At 66.2% G+C, this 20,352-nt stretch carries 24 protein-coding genes and 2 pseudogenes; 14 read left to right on the forward strand and 12 right to left on the reverse strand.

What is annotated here, in order from left to right:
* Positions 1 to 15 precede the first annotated feature (15 nt).
* The 5 genes and pseudogenes from OG379_RS39460 (at position 16) to OG379_RS39480 (ending at position 2,556) form a co-directional block, all read left to right on the forward strand.
* Positions 16 to 372, forward strand: a complete 357-nt coding sequence (locus OG379_RS39460; protein WP_405668312.1) for a hypothetical protein — start codon at positions 16 to 18, stop codon at positions 370 to 372.
* Positions 372 to 945, forward strand: a pseudogene (locus OG379_RS39465) (transcriptional regulator). Before OG379_RS39460 ends, OG379_RS39465 begins: the two are co-directional and overlap by 1 nt.
* 542 nt (positions 946 to 1,487) lie before the next feature.
* Positions 1,488 to 1,655 (forward strand): hypothetical protein, encoded by a 168-nt coding sequence (locus tag OG379_RS39470; RefSeq protein WP_405668314.1) that lies wholly within the window; start codon positions 1,488 to 1,490, stop codon positions 1,653 to 1,655.
* Positions 1,656 to 1,856: 201 nt separating this feature from the next.
* Entirely contained in the window at positions 1,857 to 2,216 is a 360-nt protein-coding gene (locus tag OG379_RS39475; protein ID WP_405668316.1) for a hypothetical protein, read from the forward strand.
* The gene (locus OG379_RS39480; protein ID WP_405668318.1) at positions 2,209 to 2,556 is read left to right on the forward strand and encodes a DUF6233 domain-containing protein; all 348 of its coding nucleotides are present in this window, start codon (positions 2,209 to 2,211) and stop codon (positions 2,554 to 2,556) included. Before OG379_RS39475 ends, OG379_RS39480 begins: the two co-directional genes overlap by 8 nt.
* Positions 2,557 to 2,592: 36 nt before the next feature.
* Here the strand turns inward: OG379_RS39480 and OG379_RS39485 are convergent, their stop codons facing one another.
* On the reverse strand, positions 2,593 to 2,895 hold the full coding sequence (locus tag OG379_RS39485; RefSeq protein ID WP_405668320.1) for an STAS domain-containing protein: 303 nt from the start codon (positions 2,893 to 2,895) through the stop codon (positions 2,593 to 2,595).
* A 3-nt stretch (positions 2,896 to 2,898) separates the two neighbouring features.
* Here OG379_RS39485 and OG379_RS39490 point away from each other — a divergent pair, with 3 nt between their 5' ends.
* Positions 2,899 to 3,267 carry a hypothetical protein gene (locus OG379_RS39490; RefSeq protein WP_405668322.1) on the forward strand — a complete coding sequence of 123 codons (369 nt, stop codon included), beginning with the start codon at positions 2,899 to 2,901 and terminating at the stop codon, positions 3,265 to 3,267.
* Positions 3,268 to 3,654: 387 nt separating this feature from the next.
* Positions 3,655 to 4,116 carry a hypothetical protein gene (locus tag OG379_RS39495; RefSeq protein ID WP_405668323.1) on the forward strand — a complete coding sequence of 154 codons (462 nt, stop codon included), beginning with the start codon at positions 3,655 to 3,657 and terminating at the stop codon, positions 4,114 to 4,116.
* A gap of 196 nt (positions 4,117 to 4,312) precedes the next feature.
* Here OG379_RS39495 and OG379_RS39500 read toward each other — a convergent pair whose 3' ends face one another.
* The 6 genes from OG379_RS39500 to OG379_RS39525 form a co-directional block, all read right to left on the reverse strand.
* Positions 4,313 to 4,564, reverse strand: a complete 252-nt coding sequence (locus OG379_RS39500; protein WP_405668324.1) for a hypothetical protein — start codon at positions 4,562 to 4,564, stop codon at positions 4,313 to 4,315.
* Positions 4,565 to 4,656: 92 nt separating this feature from the next.
* Positions 4,657 to 4,896, reverse strand: a complete 240-nt coding sequence (locus tag OG379_RS39505) for a hypothetical protein (RefSeq protein WP_405668326.1) — start codon at positions 4,894 to 4,896, stop codon at positions 4,657 to 4,659.
* Positions 4,897 to 5,067: 171 nt separating this feature from the next.
* Positions 5,068 to 5,988, reverse strand: a complete 921-nt coding sequence (locus OG379_RS39510) for a hypothetical protein (RefSeq protein WP_405668327.1) — start codon at positions 5,986 to 5,988, stop codon at positions 5,068 to 5,070.
* A 5-nt stretch (positions 5,989 to 5,993) separates the two neighbouring features.
* A complete protein-coding gene (locus tag OG379_RS39515) occupies positions 5,994 to 6,308 on the reverse strand; it encodes a hypothetical protein (protein WP_405668329.1) in 315 nt (104 codons plus the stop codon).
* A gap of 993 nt (positions 6,309 to 7,301) precedes the next feature.
* A complete protein-coding gene (locus tag OG379_RS39520) occupies positions 7,302 to 8,141 on the reverse strand; it encodes a hypothetical protein (protein ID WP_405668330.1) in 840 nt (279 codons plus the stop codon).
* Positions 8,138 to 8,872 carry a MerR family transcriptional regulator gene (locus tag OG379_RS39525; protein WP_405668332.1) on the reverse strand — a complete coding sequence of 245 codons (735 nt, stop codon included), beginning with the start codon at positions 8,870 to 8,872 and terminating at the stop codon, positions 8,138 to 8,140. Before OG379_RS39525 ends, OG379_RS39520 begins: the two co-directional genes overlap by 4 nt.
* Positions 8,873 to 9,118: 246 nt before the next feature.
* Between OG379_RS39525 and OG379_RS39530 the strand changes: the two genes are divergently transcribed.
* Positions 9,119 to 9,619, forward strand: a complete 501-nt coding sequence (locus OG379_RS39530) for a hypothetical protein (protein ID WP_405668333.1) — start codon at positions 9,119 to 9,121, stop codon at positions 9,617 to 9,619.
* 330 nt (positions 9,620 to 9,949) lie between these two features.
* Here OG379_RS39530 and OG379_RS39535 read toward each other — a convergent pair whose 3' ends face one another.
* The 4 genes from OG379_RS39535 to OG379_RS39550 all read right to left on the reverse strand — a co-directional run bounded on the left by OG379_RS39535 (position 9,950) and on the right by OG379_RS39550 (position 13,319).
* The gene (locus OG379_RS39535; protein WP_405668827.1) at positions 9,950 to 10,459 is read right to left on the reverse strand and encodes an Imm1 family immunity protein; all 510 of its coding nucleotides are present in this window, start codon (positions 10,457 to 10,459) and stop codon (positions 9,950 to 9,952) included.
* A gap of 401 nt (positions 10,460 to 10,860) precedes the next feature.
* Positions 10,861 to 11,376, reverse strand: a complete 516-nt coding sequence (locus OG379_RS39540) for an Imm1 family immunity protein (RefSeq protein WP_331735081.1) — start codon at positions 11,374 to 11,376, stop codon at positions 10,861 to 10,863.
* Positions 11,377 to 11,920: 544 nt separating this feature from the next.
* On the reverse strand, positions 11,921 to 12,787 hold the full coding sequence (locus tag OG379_RS39545; protein WP_405668334.1) for an IS5 family transposase: 867 nt from the start codon (positions 12,785 to 12,787) through the stop codon (positions 11,921 to 11,923).
* 304 nt (positions 12,788 to 13,091) lie between these two features.
* On the reverse strand, positions 13,092 to 13,319 hold the full coding sequence (locus tag OG379_RS39550; protein ID WP_405668336.1) for a DUF5133 domain-containing protein: 228 nt from the start codon (positions 13,317 to 13,319) through the stop codon (positions 13,092 to 13,094).
* A gap of 455 nt (positions 13,320 to 13,774) precedes the next feature.
* Between OG379_RS39550 and OG379_RS39555 the strand changes: the two genes are divergently transcribed.
* From OG379_RS39555 to OG379_RS39565, 3 genes are all read left to right on the forward strand, one after another.
* Positions 13,775 to 14,560 carry a GNAT family N-acetyltransferase gene (locus OG379_RS39555; protein WP_405668338.1) on the forward strand — a complete coding sequence of 262 codons (786 nt, stop codon included), beginning with the start codon at positions 13,775 to 13,777 and terminating at the stop codon, positions 14,558 to 14,560.
* 411 nt (positions 14,561 to 14,971) lie between these two features.
* A complete protein-coding gene (locus OG379_RS39560; RefSeq protein WP_405657863.1) occupies positions 14,972 to 16,561 on the forward strand; it encodes an ISL3 family transposase in 1,590 nt (529 codons plus the stop codon).
* A gap of 97 nt (positions 16,562 to 16,658) precedes the next feature.
* Positions 16,659 to 17,114 carry a hypothetical protein gene (locus OG379_RS39565; RefSeq protein WP_405657860.1) on the forward strand — a complete coding sequence of 152 codons (456 nt, stop codon included), beginning with the start codon at positions 16,659 to 16,661 and terminating at the stop codon, positions 17,112 to 17,114.
* Positions 17,115 to 17,478: 364 nt separating this feature from the next.
* Here OG379_RS39565 and OG379_RS39570 read toward each other — a convergent pair whose 3' ends face one another.
* A complete protein-coding gene (locus tag OG379_RS39570) occupies positions 17,479 to 17,808 on the reverse strand; it encodes a hypothetical protein (RefSeq protein WP_405657857.1) in 330 nt (109 codons plus the stop codon).
* A 762-nt stretch (positions 17,809 to 18,570) separates the two neighbouring features.
* Here OG379_RS39570 and OG379_RS39575 point away from each other — a divergent pair.
* The 3 genes and pseudogenes from OG379_RS39575 (at position 18,571) to OG379_RS39585 (ending at position 19,616) form a co-directional block, all read left to right on the forward strand.
* Positions 18,571 to 18,885, forward strand: coding sequence for a hypothetical protein (locus OG379_RS39575; RefSeq protein WP_405657854.1), 315 nt, complete (start codon positions 18,571 to 18,573; stop codon positions 18,883 to 18,885).
* A gap of 32 nt (positions 18,886 to 18,917) precedes the next feature.
* Positions 18,918 to 19,067, forward strand: a pseudogene (locus OG379_RS39580) (helix-turn-helix domain-containing protein); the annotation flags it as partial.
* A 12-nt stretch (positions 19,068 to 19,079) separates the two neighbouring features.
* Positions 19,080 to 19,616 (forward strand): hypothetical protein, encoded by a 537-nt coding sequence (locus OG379_RS39585; protein ID WP_405668829.1) that lies wholly within the window; start codon positions 19,080 to 19,082, stop codon positions 19,614 to 19,616.
* Positions 19,617 to 20,352: the final 736 nt, after the last annotated feature.

Raw genomic sequence — 20,352 nt, forward strand, 5'->3', positions numbered from 1 at the left:
TCCCTCTCAGTGTGCGTGAACGCTCAGCATGGGTGCGGCACCCTCCGCAGGCGACGCGACGCCCTGATCTATCCCCTGATCAGGTGCCTGGAACGCAGACTGTTGACGCGCTGCCGGCCCTGGGCCGGGCATGGTCCGCCGGAGTGGAGGCACATCATCCACTCCCAGGCCTACGCGAACCTGCGGGGCAAGGCATACAAGGCCACTCAGGCCGGGCTGGATGTCGTCGCGATGATGGGCACCGACGAACTCCACGTCACCGGCGACTGGCTGAAGGTATTCCCTGAGGGCCGGGGCGTGGCCCAGATGAAGATCAAGCACGGTGACGGCAAGGCGTCCGGTGAGTACACCGTGGGCACGGTGACTGGCTGATGGCCGGCCGCTGGATGGACCTGGGCATGTACAACGCCCGGGGCATGGCAGGCGCGGACGCGCTCGGCATCGCCATCGAGCAGATGGTCACCGGGATCGCCTCGCCCGTCGACAGCGAACGCGGCCTGGCCGCGCGGCTGAACTACCTCACCAAGACCGATGCCGGATACGAGGCCATGGACCGCGCCGGCATCCACGTCTCTCCCCGTACCCTCATGACCTGGCTGGCAGAGGAGCGGATCCCGAACAAGGCGAATAGGCCGCGGCTGGATGCCGCGTACTGGGACCTGCGCCGCCGCAACGTGGCCGCCGACCTGAAGAAGCGGCTCAACCGCGAGGGCCGCGGAACCCGTGTCGAGATCAACCCGGTGGATCAGTCCCGCGTGGAGGGCAAACACCAGCGGGATCTGTCCAGCCGCAGCGTCAACGTGCGGTGTCTGGGACCGGGCCGTCGACGCCTGGATGGATGACGACGTGGACGAACTCGATGCCGTCTGGGACGTCATCATCGAGGACCTCGGATCCGAGTATCACGCGTACAGCAACGTCTCCTCGATCGGCTGGGCCGCCTGAGACCAGCGAAAACGCCCCGTCCCCGGCATTGCAGCTGCCGGGGGAGGGGCGTCTCGCAGTGGTAGCCGGAGCCGCGGATCGGCCTTCGGCCGGACCCTTCCCCCCTAGGGAGAGCACAACGGGATCGGGAAGTCGATACGCCCCCAACGAGGGGGGACCTTCATCTTCCCCTTCAGCGAGCCAAGGTCCTCCTCTCTCTCAAGAACACGCAGGCAGGCGACGCCGAGTGCGCCCCCGAACTGCCAGGAACGCTCACCATTTGCAGTCGGGGCAACGGCGTGCGCGACAGCACCGGGAATGATTGGTGCTGTACCGAGAGAGAGGTCGCAGCACCGCTTACTCACCGTCGTTGTCTCTTGAATGCGGCAGCCATGGCTGCTGACCTACCGGATCCGGGTAGGGGCACTTCTTCTCCCGCACTGCCACCGCCCTACCTCCGCGCGCCCAAACCCGGCCGCACCGACCGAACAGCTCTCTCGGAACGGCTCGCACTTGTAGGTTCCACCGCCACCACCGAGAGCACCTAAACAGGAGATATCAACGTGGACTACATCGCTCTCGCCGCAGTCCTCATCATCGGGCTCGGCCTGCTCTGCGCCACCGCCGTCTGCATCGTGGCCCTCTGCCGTGCGCACCAGGGGGACGTCGTAGCCGTGGTCCGCGCGCTGCCCGAGCTCGCTCTCACCCTGGCCCGCCGGCGGCGCCGATGAACCTCGGGCTGACAGCAGGGCGATGCGCGGTGTTACCCGGGCGAGTTCCAGCAACGCGAGTACTCGGACCGGCCCCGGGCGGCCTGAGAGCACCGGCAGCGCCCGCCCGGCATTGACGCTGCTGGGGGCGCGTTCGTGCTTTCACGGGGCGGTGCGGTGCGTCACTCGCATCCGAAATTCGAACAGACGTAGCATCTGGGTGTGCCTGCCTCCGACTTTCCCCAAGATCTTCTCGACGCCCAAGCCGCCCTCGATGAGGTGCAGGCCGAGCGTGACCAGTTCACCCAGACCCTGCCGTGGTCGGCTGAGCCCTTGCCCGGGTGGAAGGCGGACAAGCAGCTGCACAGCGACTACCGGGCGGAGAAGGAGGACAGCCCCGGCTACACGCCTGAGGAGGCCGAGCGCGTCGCCGGTTACCGGGCGCGGATCCTGGAGCTGACCACCTTCGTGATCACCCACCCCTACTGGGGCTGGGGCACGCTCTCCGGGAACCGGGTGGAGCCCGTACCGCCCTCAAGCACGCCCACGACCCAGCCGCCCCTGAGGCGTAGCCATGCCTGACGCCACCCCGAACTCCGGCACCATCAGCGACCTGGAGAAAAACCGGGCCCTTCTGGAGTGGCTGCGCTGGCAGGTCGGACAGACCGAACGCCGCATCCGGGAACTGGAGATCCAGCAAGCGCAGGAGCGGGAGCGGCGGGAGCGGGCCCGGGCAGAGATGTCGTGGAAGATCCAGCCGCAACGCTCCTCCTCGACGGCCCTGCTGCACCGTGGCGGCTGCGCCACCTACCCCGACCAGGTGGGGCTGATCTCCCGGGAAGACGCGATGATCGCCCTGGCCGAGCCGGACATCGAGCCATGCCAGGTCTGCCGGCCGGGTACCGGGCTGACGCACGGGTAGGGCCCCGCACGAACCTGCGGGGCCCCGTTGCGGGGGCTACGCGGCAAGCGCGTCGTCGAGGGTGGGGTAGATCCGCAGGACGGTATCGGCGCCGATGACGCGGAACAGCCTGGTGACGGCGGGGGAGGGTGCGGCGATGCGCAGGTCGGCCTGGTTGTGGGTGCTCAGGACCAGCCTGAGGAACATGGAGTCGCCGAAGGTGATGTTGCTGGCGTCCAGGGCGATGCTGTCGTGCTGGGCGAGGGCGGTTTCGATCTCCGCTGCCAGGGGGGTGATGGAGTCCATGTCGAGCTCGCCGGTGGGGGCGAGGACAGGCAGTGGCGCAGGCCGGTGAGCCACGCCATGCACATCGTCCTGGATGACACGGCGATGGCCGCTGCGGGGCAGGGCAACGTCCTGGCTTCACGGCTCATCCACCGCGCTCACGCGGAGCCCGGCTGGTTCCTATACGTTCCGGCGTGCGCGCTCGGCGAGGCCGATCGCGCGCGGCCCGGGACGGCGGAGCACCTGGCTTCCCTGCCCGGCATCACCGTCCTGGACCTGGACCTTGCCGCGGCGCTGGCCGTGGCGCGGCAGCAGACCTGGGCGACCGCCCACAGTCAGTACGCGGCGCAGCCGACCCCGGACCGCCCGGACGGGGCCATCATCGCGACGACTGCACCGGGCCGGTGGGCCGGTGAACCGGTCCGGGTCCTGGACCTCACATCCTGAGCATCCGCCGGAAGACGCGCGGCCCCACCCCATCTGGCGGGGCCGTCGTGCATCACCAGGTGGGGTGGAGGGGCCCGGACCCTGCGGCGCATCCCGACGCAGCCAACTGCAAGTTCGGAAACTGCTGAGACGCGCACACTTGCTGCGCTGCCACGTGGTGACGGCAGTCGCTCTCGCGGCTGCTGTCACCGTAGTCGGCTGCACACACCAGAAAGCAACGCCGGATCTCGGCGTCTACCCAGGTGACGCCCCTGCGACGCCGAAAAGGACGCTTCCAGGACTCACGGCGACGAATCTCCCTCGGCCTCTCAATGGCCGAGCGAGGCCCTGCCAGCCGAACAGGCGCCAGCTTTGGCGGAACCCAAAGTCATTGCACCTGGTTACCGAGTGGACGACTTCCTGGCTGGCCTGGCCGGACGGTGGCACGTTTCCCTCGGCAAACAGCAGCTGATCGACGCCCCCGGGGACAAAGACGTCTGGCACTTCATCGGCTCTGTGTCGGGCAGAGGCGAGAAGCAACTCTCCCTCGTCGGCGTCCCTACAGAGCAGGGGGACATCATGGGGTTCTCCTGCCTGGTAGACGCCGACAGGCCGAAAGCCGGGGCGTTCCTGAAGGACTGTGCCAACACCGGGATACCGAACTGGGACAATGAGCGCGCGGTGGCTTGGTTGAGTACGGCCAAGCAGCAGGTCGACGCTGCCTACTCCAAGGCACACCGCCCTGTCGTTAGTGCCCTGTTCGTGTCCGAGAAGGCGCACGCCCTCCTGAGCAGATTCGGTCACACGTCGGATTCGACCGGCACGTACGAGCTGTCGGTGACAGGCGGTGGGATCGCCGAAAACTCCTGAATCACGGGAAGAACGGGTACCCCAGTGGCCCGGAAGCGCTTCAGCTTCCGGGCCACTGGGGTGCTGAGGGGCCGGTGAAGCGGCCGATGCCGTGGAGGCGTATGTCTGTCGGCTTGTCGTTCGTAAGCCGGGTCTACCCCCGGCTATGGCGTCGTTGGGTCATCGTGGCGGTGAGTACGAGCATCTGTCGAGGGGGTCAGAGTTCGGCTGCGAGCAGGGTGAGACGCAGGAGCGCGGTGATGGCGAGGGCGGCAGGGATGGCATGCCACCATTTCCGGAGCCAGCCGGCCCTGACGAAGGCCATGGTGAGTAGGGCCATCAAGGCGGAGAAGACCAGTCCGATGGCCCCGGCGACCTTGGAGTTGGTGACGGCTTGCTGGTCCCAGGGCCCATCGGGCTCGACCAGGTAAGCGGTGAGCACAACGTAGCCGGTCACCAGGGTCCCCACGGTCAGAACTGTGGCGCAGACGCCGGTTCCCAGCCGGCCAGCGGCTCGAGAGCGCTCCTCGTGCGTTCTGGTGGATGCACCAGCGTCCTGGTTCACTTCAGTGCCTCCGTCGCGTCGTCCAGCTTCCGGTCGAAGCCTCGGCCATATGCCTGGGCGGCTGGGTCCTCGTAGTAGGGACCGCCGTTGTAGCGGGCGGCAAGTTCCTGCATCTGCGCGCGGGTCATCTGTTCCGGAGGTATGTCGGCGAATCCGCTCTCTGCCTTGAGCTGGGCGAGGTACTCCGACGCGATGAAGATGTTCTTGGCGGGATCCTTGATCGAATCTACGACCACGCTTCGTTGCGTGTCGGTGAGATTGCCTGGGTCGTACCCAAGGACCTCAGCCGCACGACGGACCTGGATGGCCATAGGCCCCATGGACGTCTGGTCCGGGTCGCCGGGAAGAATCTTCCGTGCTTCATAAGCCACGTCGTCGAGTGCCCCTGGGTCGCCCTCGACCTCCTGTCAGGCGATGCCGGCGATCATCTCTGGCGGTAGCCCGGTGTCGTGCGCGGCTGCTCTGATCAGTTCGGTGTTGGCGGAGATGTATTCCCGGCGGCTTTCGTCGGAGTTGGACACCAGCCAGTAGTTGTTGCCCTTCGCGTCCGGCAGGCCGTCGATGCGGGTCTCGATCCGCATCAGCATTTCGTTGACCACCACGGAGTCACCAGTGGTGGGGATGGAGTCGACCTTTGGGCCCGCACCCGGCAACTGGGCGTAAGGGTTGTCCGCCGCTTGCCTGGCCTCGGCCTGTAGCGGCCCCAGGCCTGCAAGAAACTGCCCCGCATCCTTGATGGGGCCGTTAAAAGTAGGGATGGAGCGGCGGGCCGCGTCGAGTTCGGCTGTGCACGTCTCGCGTGCCTGCGACTCAACCCTGTGAGCGTCTGCGTAGTGGTCCTTGGTCTGGTTGTAGTAGCGCTCGGCCTCCTCGCGGATCGCGTCGATATCGACGGCCACTTCCGCGAACCAGTCCAAGACCCCCGTTGTGCCACGCAGGTCTTCCCATTGTTTCAGAGGCTCCGCTGCCCGCGCGGTGGGTGTGATCGCCGTCGCTTCTTGGGACATGACCGCGGCGAGGTTGCCCTCGGCGGTCTTGCCACTCGCATAGTGGATCTTGGCGGTGGTGACCGCCTCCGCGTAAATCGACAGCGCCTTTCCCGCTCTTCGGAAGCCGCCCGATAGGGCATCCGTGAGCTCTTTGGCCTCACGCATACGCTTGACGTACAGCACGCGCGCCTCGCTCTGCCAGTCCACCGCAGCCGCCTTACGGAAGGCGTCGTCGGTCGTCTCGATCAACATGTGCAGCCGGGTGAACTCTGCTGCTCCGCGCTCGATGAGCGTGGGGTTGGCAGCCTCCAAGAACTCGACATCCTCACGGTAGGCCACGGCGGTCACCGGTCCCGGGGCGGGATGTACTCGCCGCTCACCAGAACGGCGTCCAGTTTTTGGCGGGCGTCGTTGTCGTAGTCCGCGTACGCGTTGTTCGCGGACTTCAGCTTGCTGGAAAGCGCGGCCATCAGCACCACGGCGTCGACGTACTGGTCCTTGGCATGGCGGGCGAACGTCTCGACACTGGCCGCCACGTCGGGATGGGAGCGGGGGGCACGGGCCATCGTTGCGTTCTCCCCGTCCATCCGCCCCTCGTACAGAACCCCGGCGATCTCGAGCAGCAGGTGTGAACTCCCATCGATGGAATCTGCGTTCACCCGGAGCCCATCTCCCTGACTGCCAGGATGGGTGACAGATCCGCCTGTGTCAGCGGGCAGCTGGTTCAACTGCATCTGCGCTGATTCTTGCTGGCGTGCCAAGGCGTCAGCCTTGAGCTGGCCCCATTCCTCTTCCCAGGACACCATCTTCCCCCGTCCCCTACATCCAGCAAAGGCGCGAACACCCCCTGTACGCAAGCTCATTCTGCCACCACACACCGACAGAGGCCGGATCAGGCCGGAGACCGGAAGGCGCTGGAATCCCCAGGACACTGAGCAGCCACAGGATGTCAGGGCGTCGTCGAGTCGAACTCCTACAGATCGGGGACGGCACGGGCGTGCTCCTCCGGCCCCGGGAGTACGCCTCGTCCCCGGCGAGAAGTCCGGTTGCCGCGAGATCGCGCACGGCGCGAAGCTGGCGGAACGTGTCCTCGGAAACGGTGGCAACGTTCGTCGGTGCCGTGATCGACATCTGGGAGCGCATGCCGTAGCAGGGGCGACTCGGGTGGGGAGGGTGCAGAGCCGGGCCCACTGCCCTGGCGCGCCACCTCATGGCAAAGTGATCAGGTTGAACTGACTGTGGCGGGGGAGACACGTGAAGCGATATCTCAGGTCGGCGGCAGCGGCCATGTTGGGTGCGGTGGCAGCGAGGGAAGCGCGAGCCCTCCGATGACCGGCTCAGGACGGGCCTCGGCTCCAGCTGGCCCCTACCGGCTGGAGACGCCCAAGACGGTACTCAAGAGCACCTTCACGGAGTCGGACCATTCAGCGCCGGATCAGGACACCCCGCTGATGCTCTCGGACCAGATCGAGCACGGAGTCTCCGCCTTCGCCTCCTACCAGCCCGCCGACCGAACCTCGGAAACGTCGGGTCCCGTGCTCGCGGTGACCGGGGTGTACGGAACCGTGCTCAGTCCAGTCACGGCCCGCGACGAGTTCCTGAAGATTCTCGACCGTCGGACCAGCGGCGACCCCGACATGCGCTCTGTGTACTCAGGCGGGCTGACAGAGTGCGCTGATCAGTGCGCGCGGGTCGTCGGCGTGGAAGCGGATGGTGTGGGCTTCTGCCGTTGCGCCGAGCGGGCGGGTGAAGGGGAGTGGCCGGTTCAGCTCCAGGGTCACTGAGGTCTGGCTGCCCACGATCAGGTCGAGGACCCCGTCCTCGGAGAGGGTGATCAGACGGCCTTCGGGATAGCGCCGGTCGACCCGGAGCGAGGCGACCGCGTCCGGCGGTACGGCGAGGTCGAAGAGGGCTCCGTAGCGGATCCGCAGAGAGCCGTCGGGGCGCACGACGTGCGGCCGGGTGACGCAGGCGGCGTGCAGCGCCAGTACGAGGCCTACGCCATACAGGTCGAGTACCAGGATCACCCGGTGGACCACCGGCCAAGGGATGAGGAAGGCCAGGACCGCCGTCTCGATGACCATCACGAAGAGCAGCCCGTACATCATCGCGGTCTGAGGACCGGTGTACGCGGCAGCGTGGTCCCCGGGGCGCACCCCGTGCGTGCCGCGCCGGACCCACCGCCCCAGGGAGGCGAGGGCGCGCAGCTCGTGGAGGACCAGGCGGCGGACCGTCACCGGCACCGCCTCCTGTACGGCGGCTCGCCGCGCCGCCCGGCGGTCCGCGCCGCGGGCGCGCGCGGCGACATAGAGCGAGCGCAGCACCCAGGCTTCCAGCAGCAGCACCGCGAGCACCAGCGCCTCGGCGCCCGCCAGTGCCCACCCTGGCGGCCGGGCCCCGGCCACCAGGCTGGCTGCCAGGGCCAGTTCCCCCGGTAGTACGGCGGCTACCGCGACCCGCGCCGCCCGTACGCCCCTTGGCCGACCGCTCATGTCCGGTGCCTTACCACGAAAGCCTCCATGAGCTGGCCCACGACTTCTGCCTGTGCTGGGGTGTACTCGGCGAGCAGCGCCTCCTTGAACCCGGTCACGACTACCCCGTCCTCGGGGATCGCGGCGAACAGTTCCTCGGGGATGGCTGCCATCAGGTCAGCTGCCAGGGGTGTGATGCGCGGATCGTCGGTGGGGGCTTCGGCGAGCGCGTCGAGGCGCTCATACAGTTCGACGACCGCGGGATCGGCGACCAGCGTCCCGAGCAGCGCGAGCATCTCTTGGTTACCGGCGCTGGTGGTGTCCATCAGCGTGAGGTACTGGCGGTCCTTGGCCGCGCTCGGCGAGTCTGTTCGGGGGGCCTGTGCCAGCAGTGCGGCGAGGGCGGGTGAGACGGGCCCGGTCGCGCCGGGCGGCTCGGCGAGCAGGGCGCCGAGCCGGCAGCGGCGTTCCCTGATGTCGGCTTCCTGGCGGGCCAGGTCGGCGTCGAGTTCTTCCAATATCTCGGTCAGTTCGCGCCCGGCATCATCGGCGAGGGCGTCGCGCACTTCATCGAGGCTGAGGCCGAGTTCGGTGAGCCGGCGCACCCGGGCGAGCAGTACAGCGTCGCGGACGCTGTAGGCCCGGTATCCGTTGGGGCGCCGCTCCGGTTCCGGAAGCAGCCCGACCTGGTGGTAGTGCCGGATCGCCCGAGTGGTGAGCCCCACGAGCGCGGCGATCTCTCCGATTCGCATGCCGCCAGTAGAAACCCTGCCGTTGCGTCAAGGTCAAGCGTTCGCGAATCCGCTCCACGCCCCGTCAGGATCCGCCTGGAAGAGGGCCGGGCCCGGTTTCGCGAGAACTCGATCGGACGGCACCCGCCCGCTTCACAGGGCTCCTCTGCGTCTCGGCTCCGCCACCGCAGGCGCCCACCGCCATCGCCCGCAGCTGCAGGCCCCGCAATAGACTGCCCCGCCCCACGTCGACCGGAGGTCATCTCAGTGTTATCCGCACGGGTATTCGCCGTTGTCCCGCTGGTTCTGGTGGTTCTCGCCCTGTCCGGCTGTTCTTCCTGGGTCTGCACCGACACGATGGCGGAGCGCGGTGAGGCCGGTGTCAGGGTGCAGGTCGTGGACACGGGTGGGCAGCCTCTCGGCGTCACTGCGGCGGTCGTTGACTGGAGCCTTGAGCCCCACCCGCAGGTGCCCTCCGAAGGTGACCAGGTCCACGTCCGCTTCCGCTTCGACGGCGCCGATGAATATTCGGACCCCGCGGTGGACGCCTGCGCGGTCGACAAGGAGCGCGTGACGTTGGGGTGTCAGACGGTTTCCTCGTCCCAGGCCTTCGGGCGCTGGCTCGCCGTCGAGCACCCTGAGCAGGTTGACGCAGTGCTGTTGATCCCCAATGACCAGTCCCATAACCGACGCACCTGCGAAGCGGACATCAAGGACGGTGGCGGGATGCATCCTCCGGAACCACCCAGCAGGGGGGACCAGCTGTAGGGAGGTCCAGGCGGTTGAGCAGTGCCGACTGGGTTGCAACCAAGCTTCGCTGGAAGCTCACCGTCGACACGAAGGGACAGGCCGCGCTGGAGAGCTGGTCGGCGACTGCTCGGACACCGTGGTGGAGTACGAAGTCGCCCCGTAGAACGCAGCAGCGCGGTTGCCGGGCCGTCAGGGGGGCGTCTACGCCGCCGCGTACGTGTGCGCCCGACCTGCCCCCACTCCACCGCCTCGGGACGGTCCAGCAACCGTGAGCGACTACGGCCTGGCTGCCCCGAGTGGTCGGTGCGGCCAGGCCGTAGTCGTCAAAACTCTGTTGGGCCCCTGTGCCTAATCCTCTTCTACGTAGAGCTCCCCGGTGTAATGCCCCTTCGTCCATTGAACTTGCGTAGGCCGGAAACCTGTTCCTTCGCGAAAGTATTCTTCCACCACTGGGCGAATACTAGACAAAGGCACCGCGCTGAGTCGGTCGAAGAACGTAGGGCACGAAGGATCAGAGAGGACTCTGGGGTCAGAGTGCGGAGGGGTCGGGTTCAGAGACACCCATGCGTGGTTCGCGATGTCATGACCCACCTCTGCGGATATTTGATGGGAAAGCATTCCATCGGAATACCATAGAAGTCCTCCGTACCCTGACGAAAAATTGATTCCGATCGAAAGCACGTTGTCTGGCGGTGTCGCGTAGTTCTTGTCGGCCGCTACGTCCCAGATGACTTGAAAAGCCAAGTCTACCGAGGGCTTAATGCGATGACCGTCAGCGAATAAGGCGTTGAGATATTCGCCTACTGCGCTTTGGGTCTCCAGATACACTGGTGCTTCACTCAACACCTTTAGCGTCATTAAGGCTCGCTCCCCACAGAGTTTTCTTACCCCCAGGTTAATACGGGGTAAGCTCCACTCGACAGGTAGGATGTGCTCGATCGTCTGCACACCCTTGCGTTGTTGTTAATGGTGACGGTGGCGCCATCATAGTCTACCCAGACTGCGCATCTGTCCCGACGTTTCGGGCTGACGAAGCCGGTTCCGTGTCTCAGACCTGACTGCGGGTTTGCCTGAGGCAATACGAGATATCTCTGGCTCGCGCAGGAGGCCATATTGCCGTGGGATGGCCGACGAAGCTCCCAGAGAACACCGAGAACCTGGAAGTACAGTCTGCGTAACCAAAGTCTTCATCTGATTCCTATGGGGCGAGGCGAGGGGATCCCACTCCCCGCCCCACAAGAATTCATCTCGACGGACTGCTAACTGCCTTGCGATTGCCCGTCTTCTATTTGCAGCTCACCAGTGAAGTACCCTTTCACCCAGTCAATCTGCGTGGGCCTATAGCCCGTTCCCTCGTGAAAGAATCCCTCCACCACGGAGCGAACTTCATCGAGAGGCAACGCGCTGACTCGGTCGAAATAGCTTGGGCACCACGGGTCACACACAACCTGTGGGTCATTTTCCAGGGGATTGGGGTTGCGGGACACCCAGACATTGTCCGCGACGTCCTCGCCCAAGGTTTCGGCAACTCTGTCGAAGATTGCACCGTCACAGTACCAGAGGATTCCTCCGTACCCTGAAAGGTAGTCGATTCCGATTGCCAATACATTGTCTGGCGTATCCGTTTTTCCGGCGGAGATATCTACTACCTGAAAGGTTGCAACCTTTTCGGCATTAAGGTGCCGGTCTTCGACAAAGATCTTGTCGAGATACTCATTCAATTCATTTTGGGTCTCCAAATACAGAGGCTCATCGTTGAATACCTTCAGGGCCATTAAGGCACTCTCCTTCGCATTGCACGTCGAGCAGCAAGGGTTCGACCGGGTTACCGTGTCGCTGGTGAACGCCTCCAGGGTTCGCGCGCCGTGATGGCGGAGGTTGCTGCCTTAGCGGCGCTGCGCTCGATATTCACCGCCTACTGCTACAACCCCCAGAAATGGCAGGCCACCCAGCCGCCCTTGAATCCCTGGCGAACCTGTACTCGATCCTGGACGCCTACCTTGGTCGCGATGCTCCCCGGACGACACAAGTGCGTGCAGCCCTCAACCGCGCTGCGGCGCGGTAGCCGGCCTCCGGTCGGGATGACCGAGGCCCACTCCCGGGGCTGCGGGACAGGAGTGGAGTGCTCTGCTCATCATCCCTTGCCACGCGAGACGTTCCTCCAGAACGTAAGGGAGAGCACCTTCTGTTCGTGTCTGGTCTGCTGGTTCTTCAGGAGACCCTTGAACTTCGGCTGTGCTGCAGCCTGGCGGGAGAGTCGATCGGCGTCCTGTTGTAGGCCCGCGTTCGCGAGCGTGATTACCAGTGATGCCTGCTGGTCTATAGGCCAGCTTTGCACGACGGCCGAGAATCGACGACGCCCGAGGCGCGTGGTCGTGTCGGGTGGTCGAGGTCGTGCAACTTGCGCAGCAGCAGCACGAGCCCGCCATTGTCGCGGCGGTCTGCACAGCCTCGCGCTACAGCGCCGACAGTGGAATGCCGGCGGCCTGCCGCCAGGCCGAGGAAAGCAACGAAGTGGCTGCCCTTTCGTTCGTACCGGACGGTGAGGCGGCGGTAGCCGAAGAGCCAGGAAATCGATCGCTCGATCTTCCAGCGGTGTCGGCCGAGCCGCTCGCCGGACTCGATACCGGGGCGGGCGATCCGTGCGATGAGGTTCCGGCTTCGGAGCCAGCGGAGGTGCTCTGCAGAGTAGTACGCCTTGTCCGCGCGGACCTTCACCGGCTTTCTCAGACGTGGTCCGCGCCGGGAGCGGACGGCGGGAATGCCGAGGACCAACGGCTTGAACGCCTGACTGTCGTGCACGTTCGCGCCGGCCACCGCGAGGGCCAGCGGCAGGCCCTGGGCATCGGACAGCACATGCAGCTTGCTGCCCTTCTTGCCGCGATCGACCGGATTCGGCCCGGCCAGTGTGCCCCCCTTTTCGCCCGCACCGACGCGGCATCGACGATCGCGGACGACCAGTCCAACTCGCCCCTGACGCCGAGCTCGTCCAGCACCGCCCGATGCAGCCTGCGCCACAGCCCGGACTCGGTCCACGCAGTGAACCGACGGTGCGCGGTGGCTGGCGAGACCCCGAACGACTCTGGCAGATAGGACGGCGTAGGCGAGTCCGGCGATCTGCCCGCGGATGGTGACCCGTCGCCCGCCCGTGGGGGAGGGGCGGTGGATGACGATCGGCGTGCTCATCTTTCCAGAGTGCGGCTCCTGGCCGGCCGCAGCGTGCCGGGCGCGGAACACACGCCCCCAGTGCGCCGGGCTCCTGCACCACCGCACCACCGCATCACCACCCGCCACCACCGCACTTACGTAGACGTCCTGCTCACCGTGCGCTGTTGAGGGTTTTGCCGATGAACGCACGCGGCGCCCGTCCCGGTCTTCCGGGCGGGCGCCGTCTTTCGTGGGTCAGGCAGCGGGCCGTTGCGCAGCTTGTCCGTAGCCGGGGCACGGGTTTGGGTGGGGGTTGGCCGTGGTGTCCCGGGCCGGGGCCCTCTCAGGCGGGGAGGAGGGAGTCGTCCTGGGGGCGTGCGCCGGGCAACTTGTGGCGGGCGGCGATCAGGGCCGCGTCGATGTCGCGGGTGCCGGTGGATACGCAGAGCGTGTAGGCGATGTCGTCCATCCGTTGCTGCACGTCTGCGTCGCCGTTTTCGGCCTGGAGGATGCGCAGGGTGTCGTACTGCTCGACAAGGTTCCGCAGCACCGCGGGGTGGGCCATCAGCACCGGAGTCTCCTACTCGCCGTCGCTCGGGAGCTATTCGTCGCTCGCAGACCACCGCCTACCCCTGCCCTCTGCCGCCATGCCCACCACATTTGGGGTGTGCGAGCGGGAGGCGGGCGCTGGAACGCGAAGCCGCCCGGGATGCCGGCGGGGCCGTTCGGGAGGTGGCGGCAGCAGCGGGTGGCTTCGTTGATCTCCAAGAACAGCGTTTGTCGACGGTGTCCGGCAGCAGTTGGTGATCAACCGGCTCTGGAGTGTGGATGAGAAATGACGGCGCTGCGTGGGTGCGAACGTGTCGACAGCCAGTCGCTCGAAGGTCGGCTGGCCGTCGAGGCAGGTAGCGGCAGAGGTCAGTGCCTGATCTGATCTCCGGTGGCCGGGTGAGGCAGTGCAGCCCTTGATGTTCGCGCGGTTTCGACCGGCGATTATTCACCTGACCCGGTCCGTACGGTGTTTGAGTGAAGGACACTCTGATCGACGAACTCCGCACCGTGTATGACGCCCAACTCCGTGGTGTCACCCCGCCTGCCGGCAGCGCCCGCGTCGAGAAGGACGGCCCGTTGACCCGTGTCGTCGGGTGGCACCGTGGCTTCGTCACGGGCCCACGCGACCTCGGTGTGTACGGGGCAGAACTCGACACGCTCATAGCGCGACAGCGTGACTTCTACGCTGCCCGTGGTGAGGCCGCCGAATGGAAGACTCGCGCCCATGATCTCCCCACCGACCTCACCTACCGACTCACCGCGGCCGGCTTCGTCGCCGAGGACAGCGAGACCATACTCATCGGGCAGTCCGCAGACCTAGCCTCCGACCCCGTCCTGCCCAAGGGCGTGACCCTCCGCCGTGTCACCGCCAGATCAGACCTCCAGCGCATCGCCGCTATGGAGAGCACCGTCTGGGGCGAGGACTGGAGCTGGCTCGCCAACGACCTGGCCGCCCGGATCGAGAACGCCCCCGAAAACACCATCGTCCTCGTCGCCGAGGCACGCGCCGAAGTCGTCTGCGCCGCCTGGCTGGTGTTCAACGACGGCGTCGACTTCGGCGGCCTCTGGGGCGGCTCAACGCTCAAGGAATGGCGCGGACAGGGCATCTACCGGGCCATGGTCGCCCACCGAGCCCAACTCGCTGCTGCCCGCGATGTCCCCTACGTCTACGTCGACGCGTCAGCCGACAGCGCCCCGATCCTCACCCGCCTTGGCCTGCACGCGGTCACCACGACGACACCGTATGTCTGGTCGCCCTGAGCTCAGCCGGCCTTCGCCGGCGCTCGAGCTCTCGCATCGACATGCCGTCGCGGTGGTCACGCTGGATGGCCGCGTACAGCTCGACCTTCGACATCTGCGGTATGACCAGCACCTTTCACCAGGAGCATCCCGATGCTGCCCTGGCAAGAACCCCAGCGCCTCCCAAACTCATCAACACCACTCGCCCGTGGAACGGGGCGCCTCCCAGGACCATCGACAAGCGACGTCACAACTGGGTTCTGGCACAGATCTTGGGGGAGTCGTCGCGGAGTGTTACCTCGCTGTTGATTGCGAGGAGACTGGTTCCCGTGAGCCCGCGTACGCCTTGTCGTTCGACGATCGGAATTGACGCTCCCTCAGGTGTCTGCCGGCGGCTGCTGTGGTCGGTTGTTGACCGTGATCGTGCCGGTCATGCAGACCAATGCACCGTTCTGGGACTCGCTGGTGTTCGCCGGGATCGACGATGTGGATGTCGAGGCGGTTACGGCCGCGTTCGGTACGGTCGAGGTGGTGGCGAGAGGCCGCGCGGCTGGGTCTGCCTGGCCGGGCTGCGGCCGCTTCTCAGACCGAGTCCACGACCGGTACCAGCGCAGGCTGAGAGACCTTCCGATCGCTGAACAGGGCTTTGTGATCCGGCTGACGGTCCGGCGCTTCATCTGCGGAGCGGAGGACTGCCCGCGCCGGACGTTTGCCGAGCCGTTCTCGCGGCTGGCCGCCCCGCACGCACAATTCACAACGCGGCTCAACCGCGCCCCGGAGCGGGTGGGGCTCGCGCTGGCCGGGCGTGCCGGGGCCCGGCTGGCCGCCCAGCTGGGCTTCGGCGCGGGACGGATGACCTTGTTACGCAGGGTCATGGCGTTGCCCGATCCCCGGTTCAGCACGCCGCGTGTGCTCGGCGTGGACGACTTTGCGATCCGTCGCGGCCAGACCTACTCCACCGTCTTGACCAGCGTCGAAGACCGTCGCGTGGTCGATGTGCTCCCGACTCGCGAGGCCGGGCCACTGGCCGCCTGGCTGATCCGCAACCCCGGCGTGGAGATCATCTGCCGGGACCGAGCCGGCGCCTACGCCGAAGGCGCCCGCCGCGGTGCCCCCGACGCTCTGCAGGTCGCCGACCGGTTCCATCTGTGGCAGGGCCTCGGCCGAGCCGTTGAGACCTGTGTCGCCGCCCACCGCGACTGCCTGAACAACCCATCGACCGGCACGGTGCCAGACGCGACCCGCCCCGACCCCGGTCGGCCGCAGGACGGCTCGGCGCCCGTCGGCCGACGGGCCGACCGGAAGAAGGCAGCACACGCACTGGTCCACGGGCTCCTTGCCCAAGGCCACTCACGCCGGGCGATCGCCCGGCACCTGGGTTGGGGCCTCAACACCGTGCTCCGGTACGCGAACGCCGCACGATGGCAGGACACTTTCCGCGAGAATCGGCCCCGGCCCAGCAGACTGGACCTCCACAAGCCCTACCTGGAGCGGCGGTTCGCCGAGGGGTGCACCAGCGTCACCCGACTGCACAGCGAGTTGGTCGCCGCCAACGCGCCCGTCACCTACCAGATGGTCCGCGCCCACATCGCCACCCTCCGCGGGGCTCCGGCCGGCGCGCCGCCCCGGCCGCCGACGGTGCGGCAGGTGACCGGCTGGCTCACCCGGCACCCCGCAACCCCGACCGAAGAAGAGCGGGCTGGCCTGAAGGAGGTCCTGGCCCGCTGCCCCGAGCTGGACAAGGCCGCCGGACACGTCCGCGACTTCGGCGAGATACTTGCCGACCGCCTCGGCAGCACGCTCCCTGCCTGGATCGACGCCGTCGATGCCAGCCAGCTACCCGGCCTCACCGGCTTCGCACTCCACCTGCTCCGAGACCTCGACGCCGTGACAGCAGGGCTCACTCTGGACTGGAGCTCTGGCAGGATCGAGGGCGCCGTGAACCGCATCAAGAAAATCAAGAGGCAGCTCTACGGCCGAGCCGGATTCGAACTACTCCGCAAGATGATCCTGCTCCAGTAGCACTCCAAGCCCTCCGAACCCTTCGCCAAGACCAAGAACTGACAGAACCCAGAGAGGTTGGCTGGGGCGTGTCGGCACCGACGGACATAATGCCGCTGTGGACCTGAGACCGGAGTTGTTGCCCCCGCCCGTGAGCAAGCAGCGACTGAACGAGCTGTGCGCTGAGGTTGAGCGGATCGCTGAGTTGCTGGTCGCCCGCCCAGAAGTGGCGGGCGAGGCGATCGAGGCGTTCAACGCGATGACCGGGCACGACTACGTGGCTCTCGACTTCGCTGAGTACGGCGGAAGCAGGAGCCTGGAGCAGTTCGCGAGGGAGGCGGCCCGGCCGGCTCGCCCCGTGGTTGCGGACATCACCCGGGACGAGCTCGCTGAGATCGTTCGCAGACTCCTGTCTGCCTCTGCGGAGAGCGGCTACTATCTGCGGCTCCTTGAGGCGAACGTGTCGCATCCCCGGGTGAGTGGCCTGGTCTTCCATCCCTCGGACATCCCTCAGGACCCGTCTGCGGAGCAGATTGTCGATGAGGCTCTGAAGTACCGGCCGATCGCGCTCTGAGTCAATCGAACGCCACCGTCACCCTCCGCGACCGCTCTCCAAGATCTGTGCCAGAACCCTAAACTCATCAACATCATCCCACCGCAGATCGGGGCGCCTCCCAAACCCATCGACAGGTGACGTCACTACCGCGGTTCTGGCTCAACTTCCGTGAAGGCGACCCGTCGCTCGGCGACGGAGGCCGGCCGTCCTGAAGAACCGGCAGGTTAACGGCTTACTCCGAGGCAGGCCATGGTCGAGGCCGGTACGAGTTCACAGAAGTTGTGCCAGAGCCACTACCGCTCGATAAAGCCACCCGGTGCTGGCCCAAGCGGCCGGATGGTTCGACGCCGCGCAGCTGCGACGCCGGCCGCTGCGCCTCGTCCTAGTCCTCGTTGACCTCGGCGGCGTACGTGGTCCGTGCGTCGGCGACGGCCCGCTCCCACGTGCTCGCGCCACCGCCGTGCGTGCGGGCCAACCGCGCGGCCAGGCCGCGTTGGTAGCCCCCGGCCCGGCGTAGCTCCGCGAGCGCGATCTCAACGGCCTGAGCGCGCTTCTGAGACACCGGACGCCCCGCGCCGCGCCCTCCGCCCTCGGCCCCGCTCCTGCGCCCGGAGACGCCCAACCTGGCTGTCCCTACGCCCTCCTGGTGCGAAGCCCAGAACGCCACGACCGCCTCTTCGTCGTAGTAGTCGATCCGGTCGACGGCAATCACCCGGTCCGGGTGACGGCGCTCCGGCGGCTGGTCATGGCGCAGCGCATAGCACGAGGACCTGGCCGACGACGTCCACGGCCGGGCGGAGCTCGCGGAGGGGGGAACACCTCGCCCAGCTGCTCGCCGCCGCCGCACCTGGCACTGTCTACGACCCGGACACCGACGACGCCTCGTCCTCCCTGCCCAGAGGCCGTAGACCAGAATGGCCCACCTTCTGCGCGCCATCGAGCCAGGGCGCACAGAAGCCTCCGGAGCTGTGTGGCTGCGGAGGCTTCTTGTGTGGTGGGGCGTGCGCCAACACGGGTCCCGCCGTATGTGCCCTCGTTCTTGGTTGCATCCAGTGGACCAGGGCTTCGCGCACTGCCGTACGTACGGCAATGCGCTCCTAAGTGTTGCTCAGTTCTGTAGTACAGCGCAAAGCCAACTTGGACAGCGGCGAGCCAATCGTGCGGATGGGGAGGCTGAGCAGCCCGCACAAGGCCGTCGGCGGTTGTGTTTCCCCAGGTCAGCCCACGGCAGTACTGCGATGACGTCATAGCACCGCTTGGCACAGGGATGAGCCAACTTTTCACAATACAAATTTAACGGTCATATGGGGTGCGGCATCCGGTTGGGGCGGCATCGAGTCACCTGGAACACTGGTACTGCTCGTGCGTGACGCAGCGCCAACTGCGCCACGAGAAAAGCGGGTTGCATCCAGTGGCGGGCGGGTTCGTCGACCTCGTGTCGACGCACCCGCCCCTTGAAAACAGAGGCTTTCTCATGACCAAGAACAACAGCGTCCGAGCCGTACCCAAGAACACCGGCATCACCGCCCCTCAGCTGCCGGCGCTCCCGGTACAAGCCGATCTGCCCGGGCAGGGACGCCTGACAGCGGCACACGTGCTGCCGCTCATCGCCTTCCCCATGATCGGCTGCCTGCTGTACATCGTGGGTGACATGCCGGTGACCGACGTCTTCACCTTCCTCGGAGGCTGCGGAGGAATCGGGGCACTCGCGACCATCGCGGTCACCGGAGGCCGGCGCGTGGCGGTCGCCATCGCGCACGGCATCCTCGCTGCCTCGGGCAACCGGTAAGGGCGCCCGAAGTGGGACGCCCAGAACGCCCGGTGAATGGCCCCCCGCACCTGGAGAGCCTGGCTCTTTACCTGCGGTCGTACCGCGACAACGCAGGTGTCACCTATGAGGAAATGGCCCAGCACGTTGACGCCTCCCCGGCGACGCTTAAGCGAACTGCCGCGGGCGCAACGGTACCTAAGTGGGGCAGGGTCATGCAGTTCCACTACGCCATTCTCCGAAATAGAGGCAGGACCCTGGATGAATTCAGCATTAAGGAAGGCCTACGTGATCGTTGGATCATGGCACGTAGGGAAGAGCGCGGAACTCTCGAAGTCGAAAAAATCACACCTGAGAAGGTGATCAGTTCAGACGAACTCAAATACGCTTTATGGACTCTTTACGAACGGGCCGGAGCCCCGCCGCTCCGCGCCGTCCAGGCACGGAGCGGCGGAGAGATGCTCCTCCCCCTCAGCAGCCTGTCCCGGATCGCCAGTCAGCAGACGATTCCCGCCGACAATCAACAAATGATCGCTTTCCTCAGAGGTATATCCTTCGTGCGAGCGAACAAAAGGTGGTGCGATCGTTGGATCGAAGCCCGCATCAGAGCTACCTCACTCGGCGAGTCCTCTTACGTTCCGAAGTTCGTACCCGGCGCGCGCCGGATAGAACATATCCGCCCGCACCGAACCAAGCCGTGGACAGCAGGAGCTGCAAGGGGAATTCAGTTAGGGGAAACCGGAGCTGGTTGATTGACCATGCGGCAGGTCGCCACTTTTCTGATGCATCATCACCGAGGTGGTGCCGAGTGTTTCCCAACTGGGTGAGCTTTGGAGGTTCGGTGAACCTGCGCGGTGGCCATGTTTCTGACCCTGTTTTATGCAGTTCGGGTGAGCGGGTTTTTGGCTGGGTGGCTCACTGAATCTGTGCAGGGTTGGGATGGTCCAGCCGTTTGGCCTGTGGTGTTTTTGGCTCCTGCCGTGCCTGCGCAGGTTGGTTGGGTACTGCGCAGTTTCAGTGATCCTCGGTATGTGGTGGCGGGGGCCGTGCCGTTCGGCGGGGGCCATCGAAATTAACGGTCTCTACCCCGGGCTGTCAGTGATGCAGGTGGTGTGTATTGAGTCCAGTCCTTAGCTACGGCCGAGAATGATGCACGCGGTTCACCTTCCGGCTCGGACGACCCGATCCTCTCTTGTTGGTGCGTAGTTGTCTGTGACGGTGGGTCGAATGCTGCGGTGCGTGTCGTCCGGGGCTGAGCCTGCCCGCACTGCGGAGCCGTGCGGGCAGGCGCCCTACCGCATCTTGACCTCCCGTCACCCCGGGGGCCCGCAGGCGCTGAGCACCAGTCACACCATTTTCCGGTGTAGTGCGAGAATTCCGGAGGAATTCCCAACCCCATTCCGAAGGAATGGGGTTGAAAGCCCGTAGGGATTTCTGAAAGCCCGTAGGGCTTTATCGTCTTTACGACCCGTAGGGTCGTGCGTCGTT

This window comes from Streptomyces sp. NBC_01166, from assembly GCF_045039765.1.
In the GTDB taxonomy this organism is placed as follows: Bacteria; Actinomycetota; Actinomycetes; order Streptomycetales; family Streptomycetaceae; genus Streptomyces.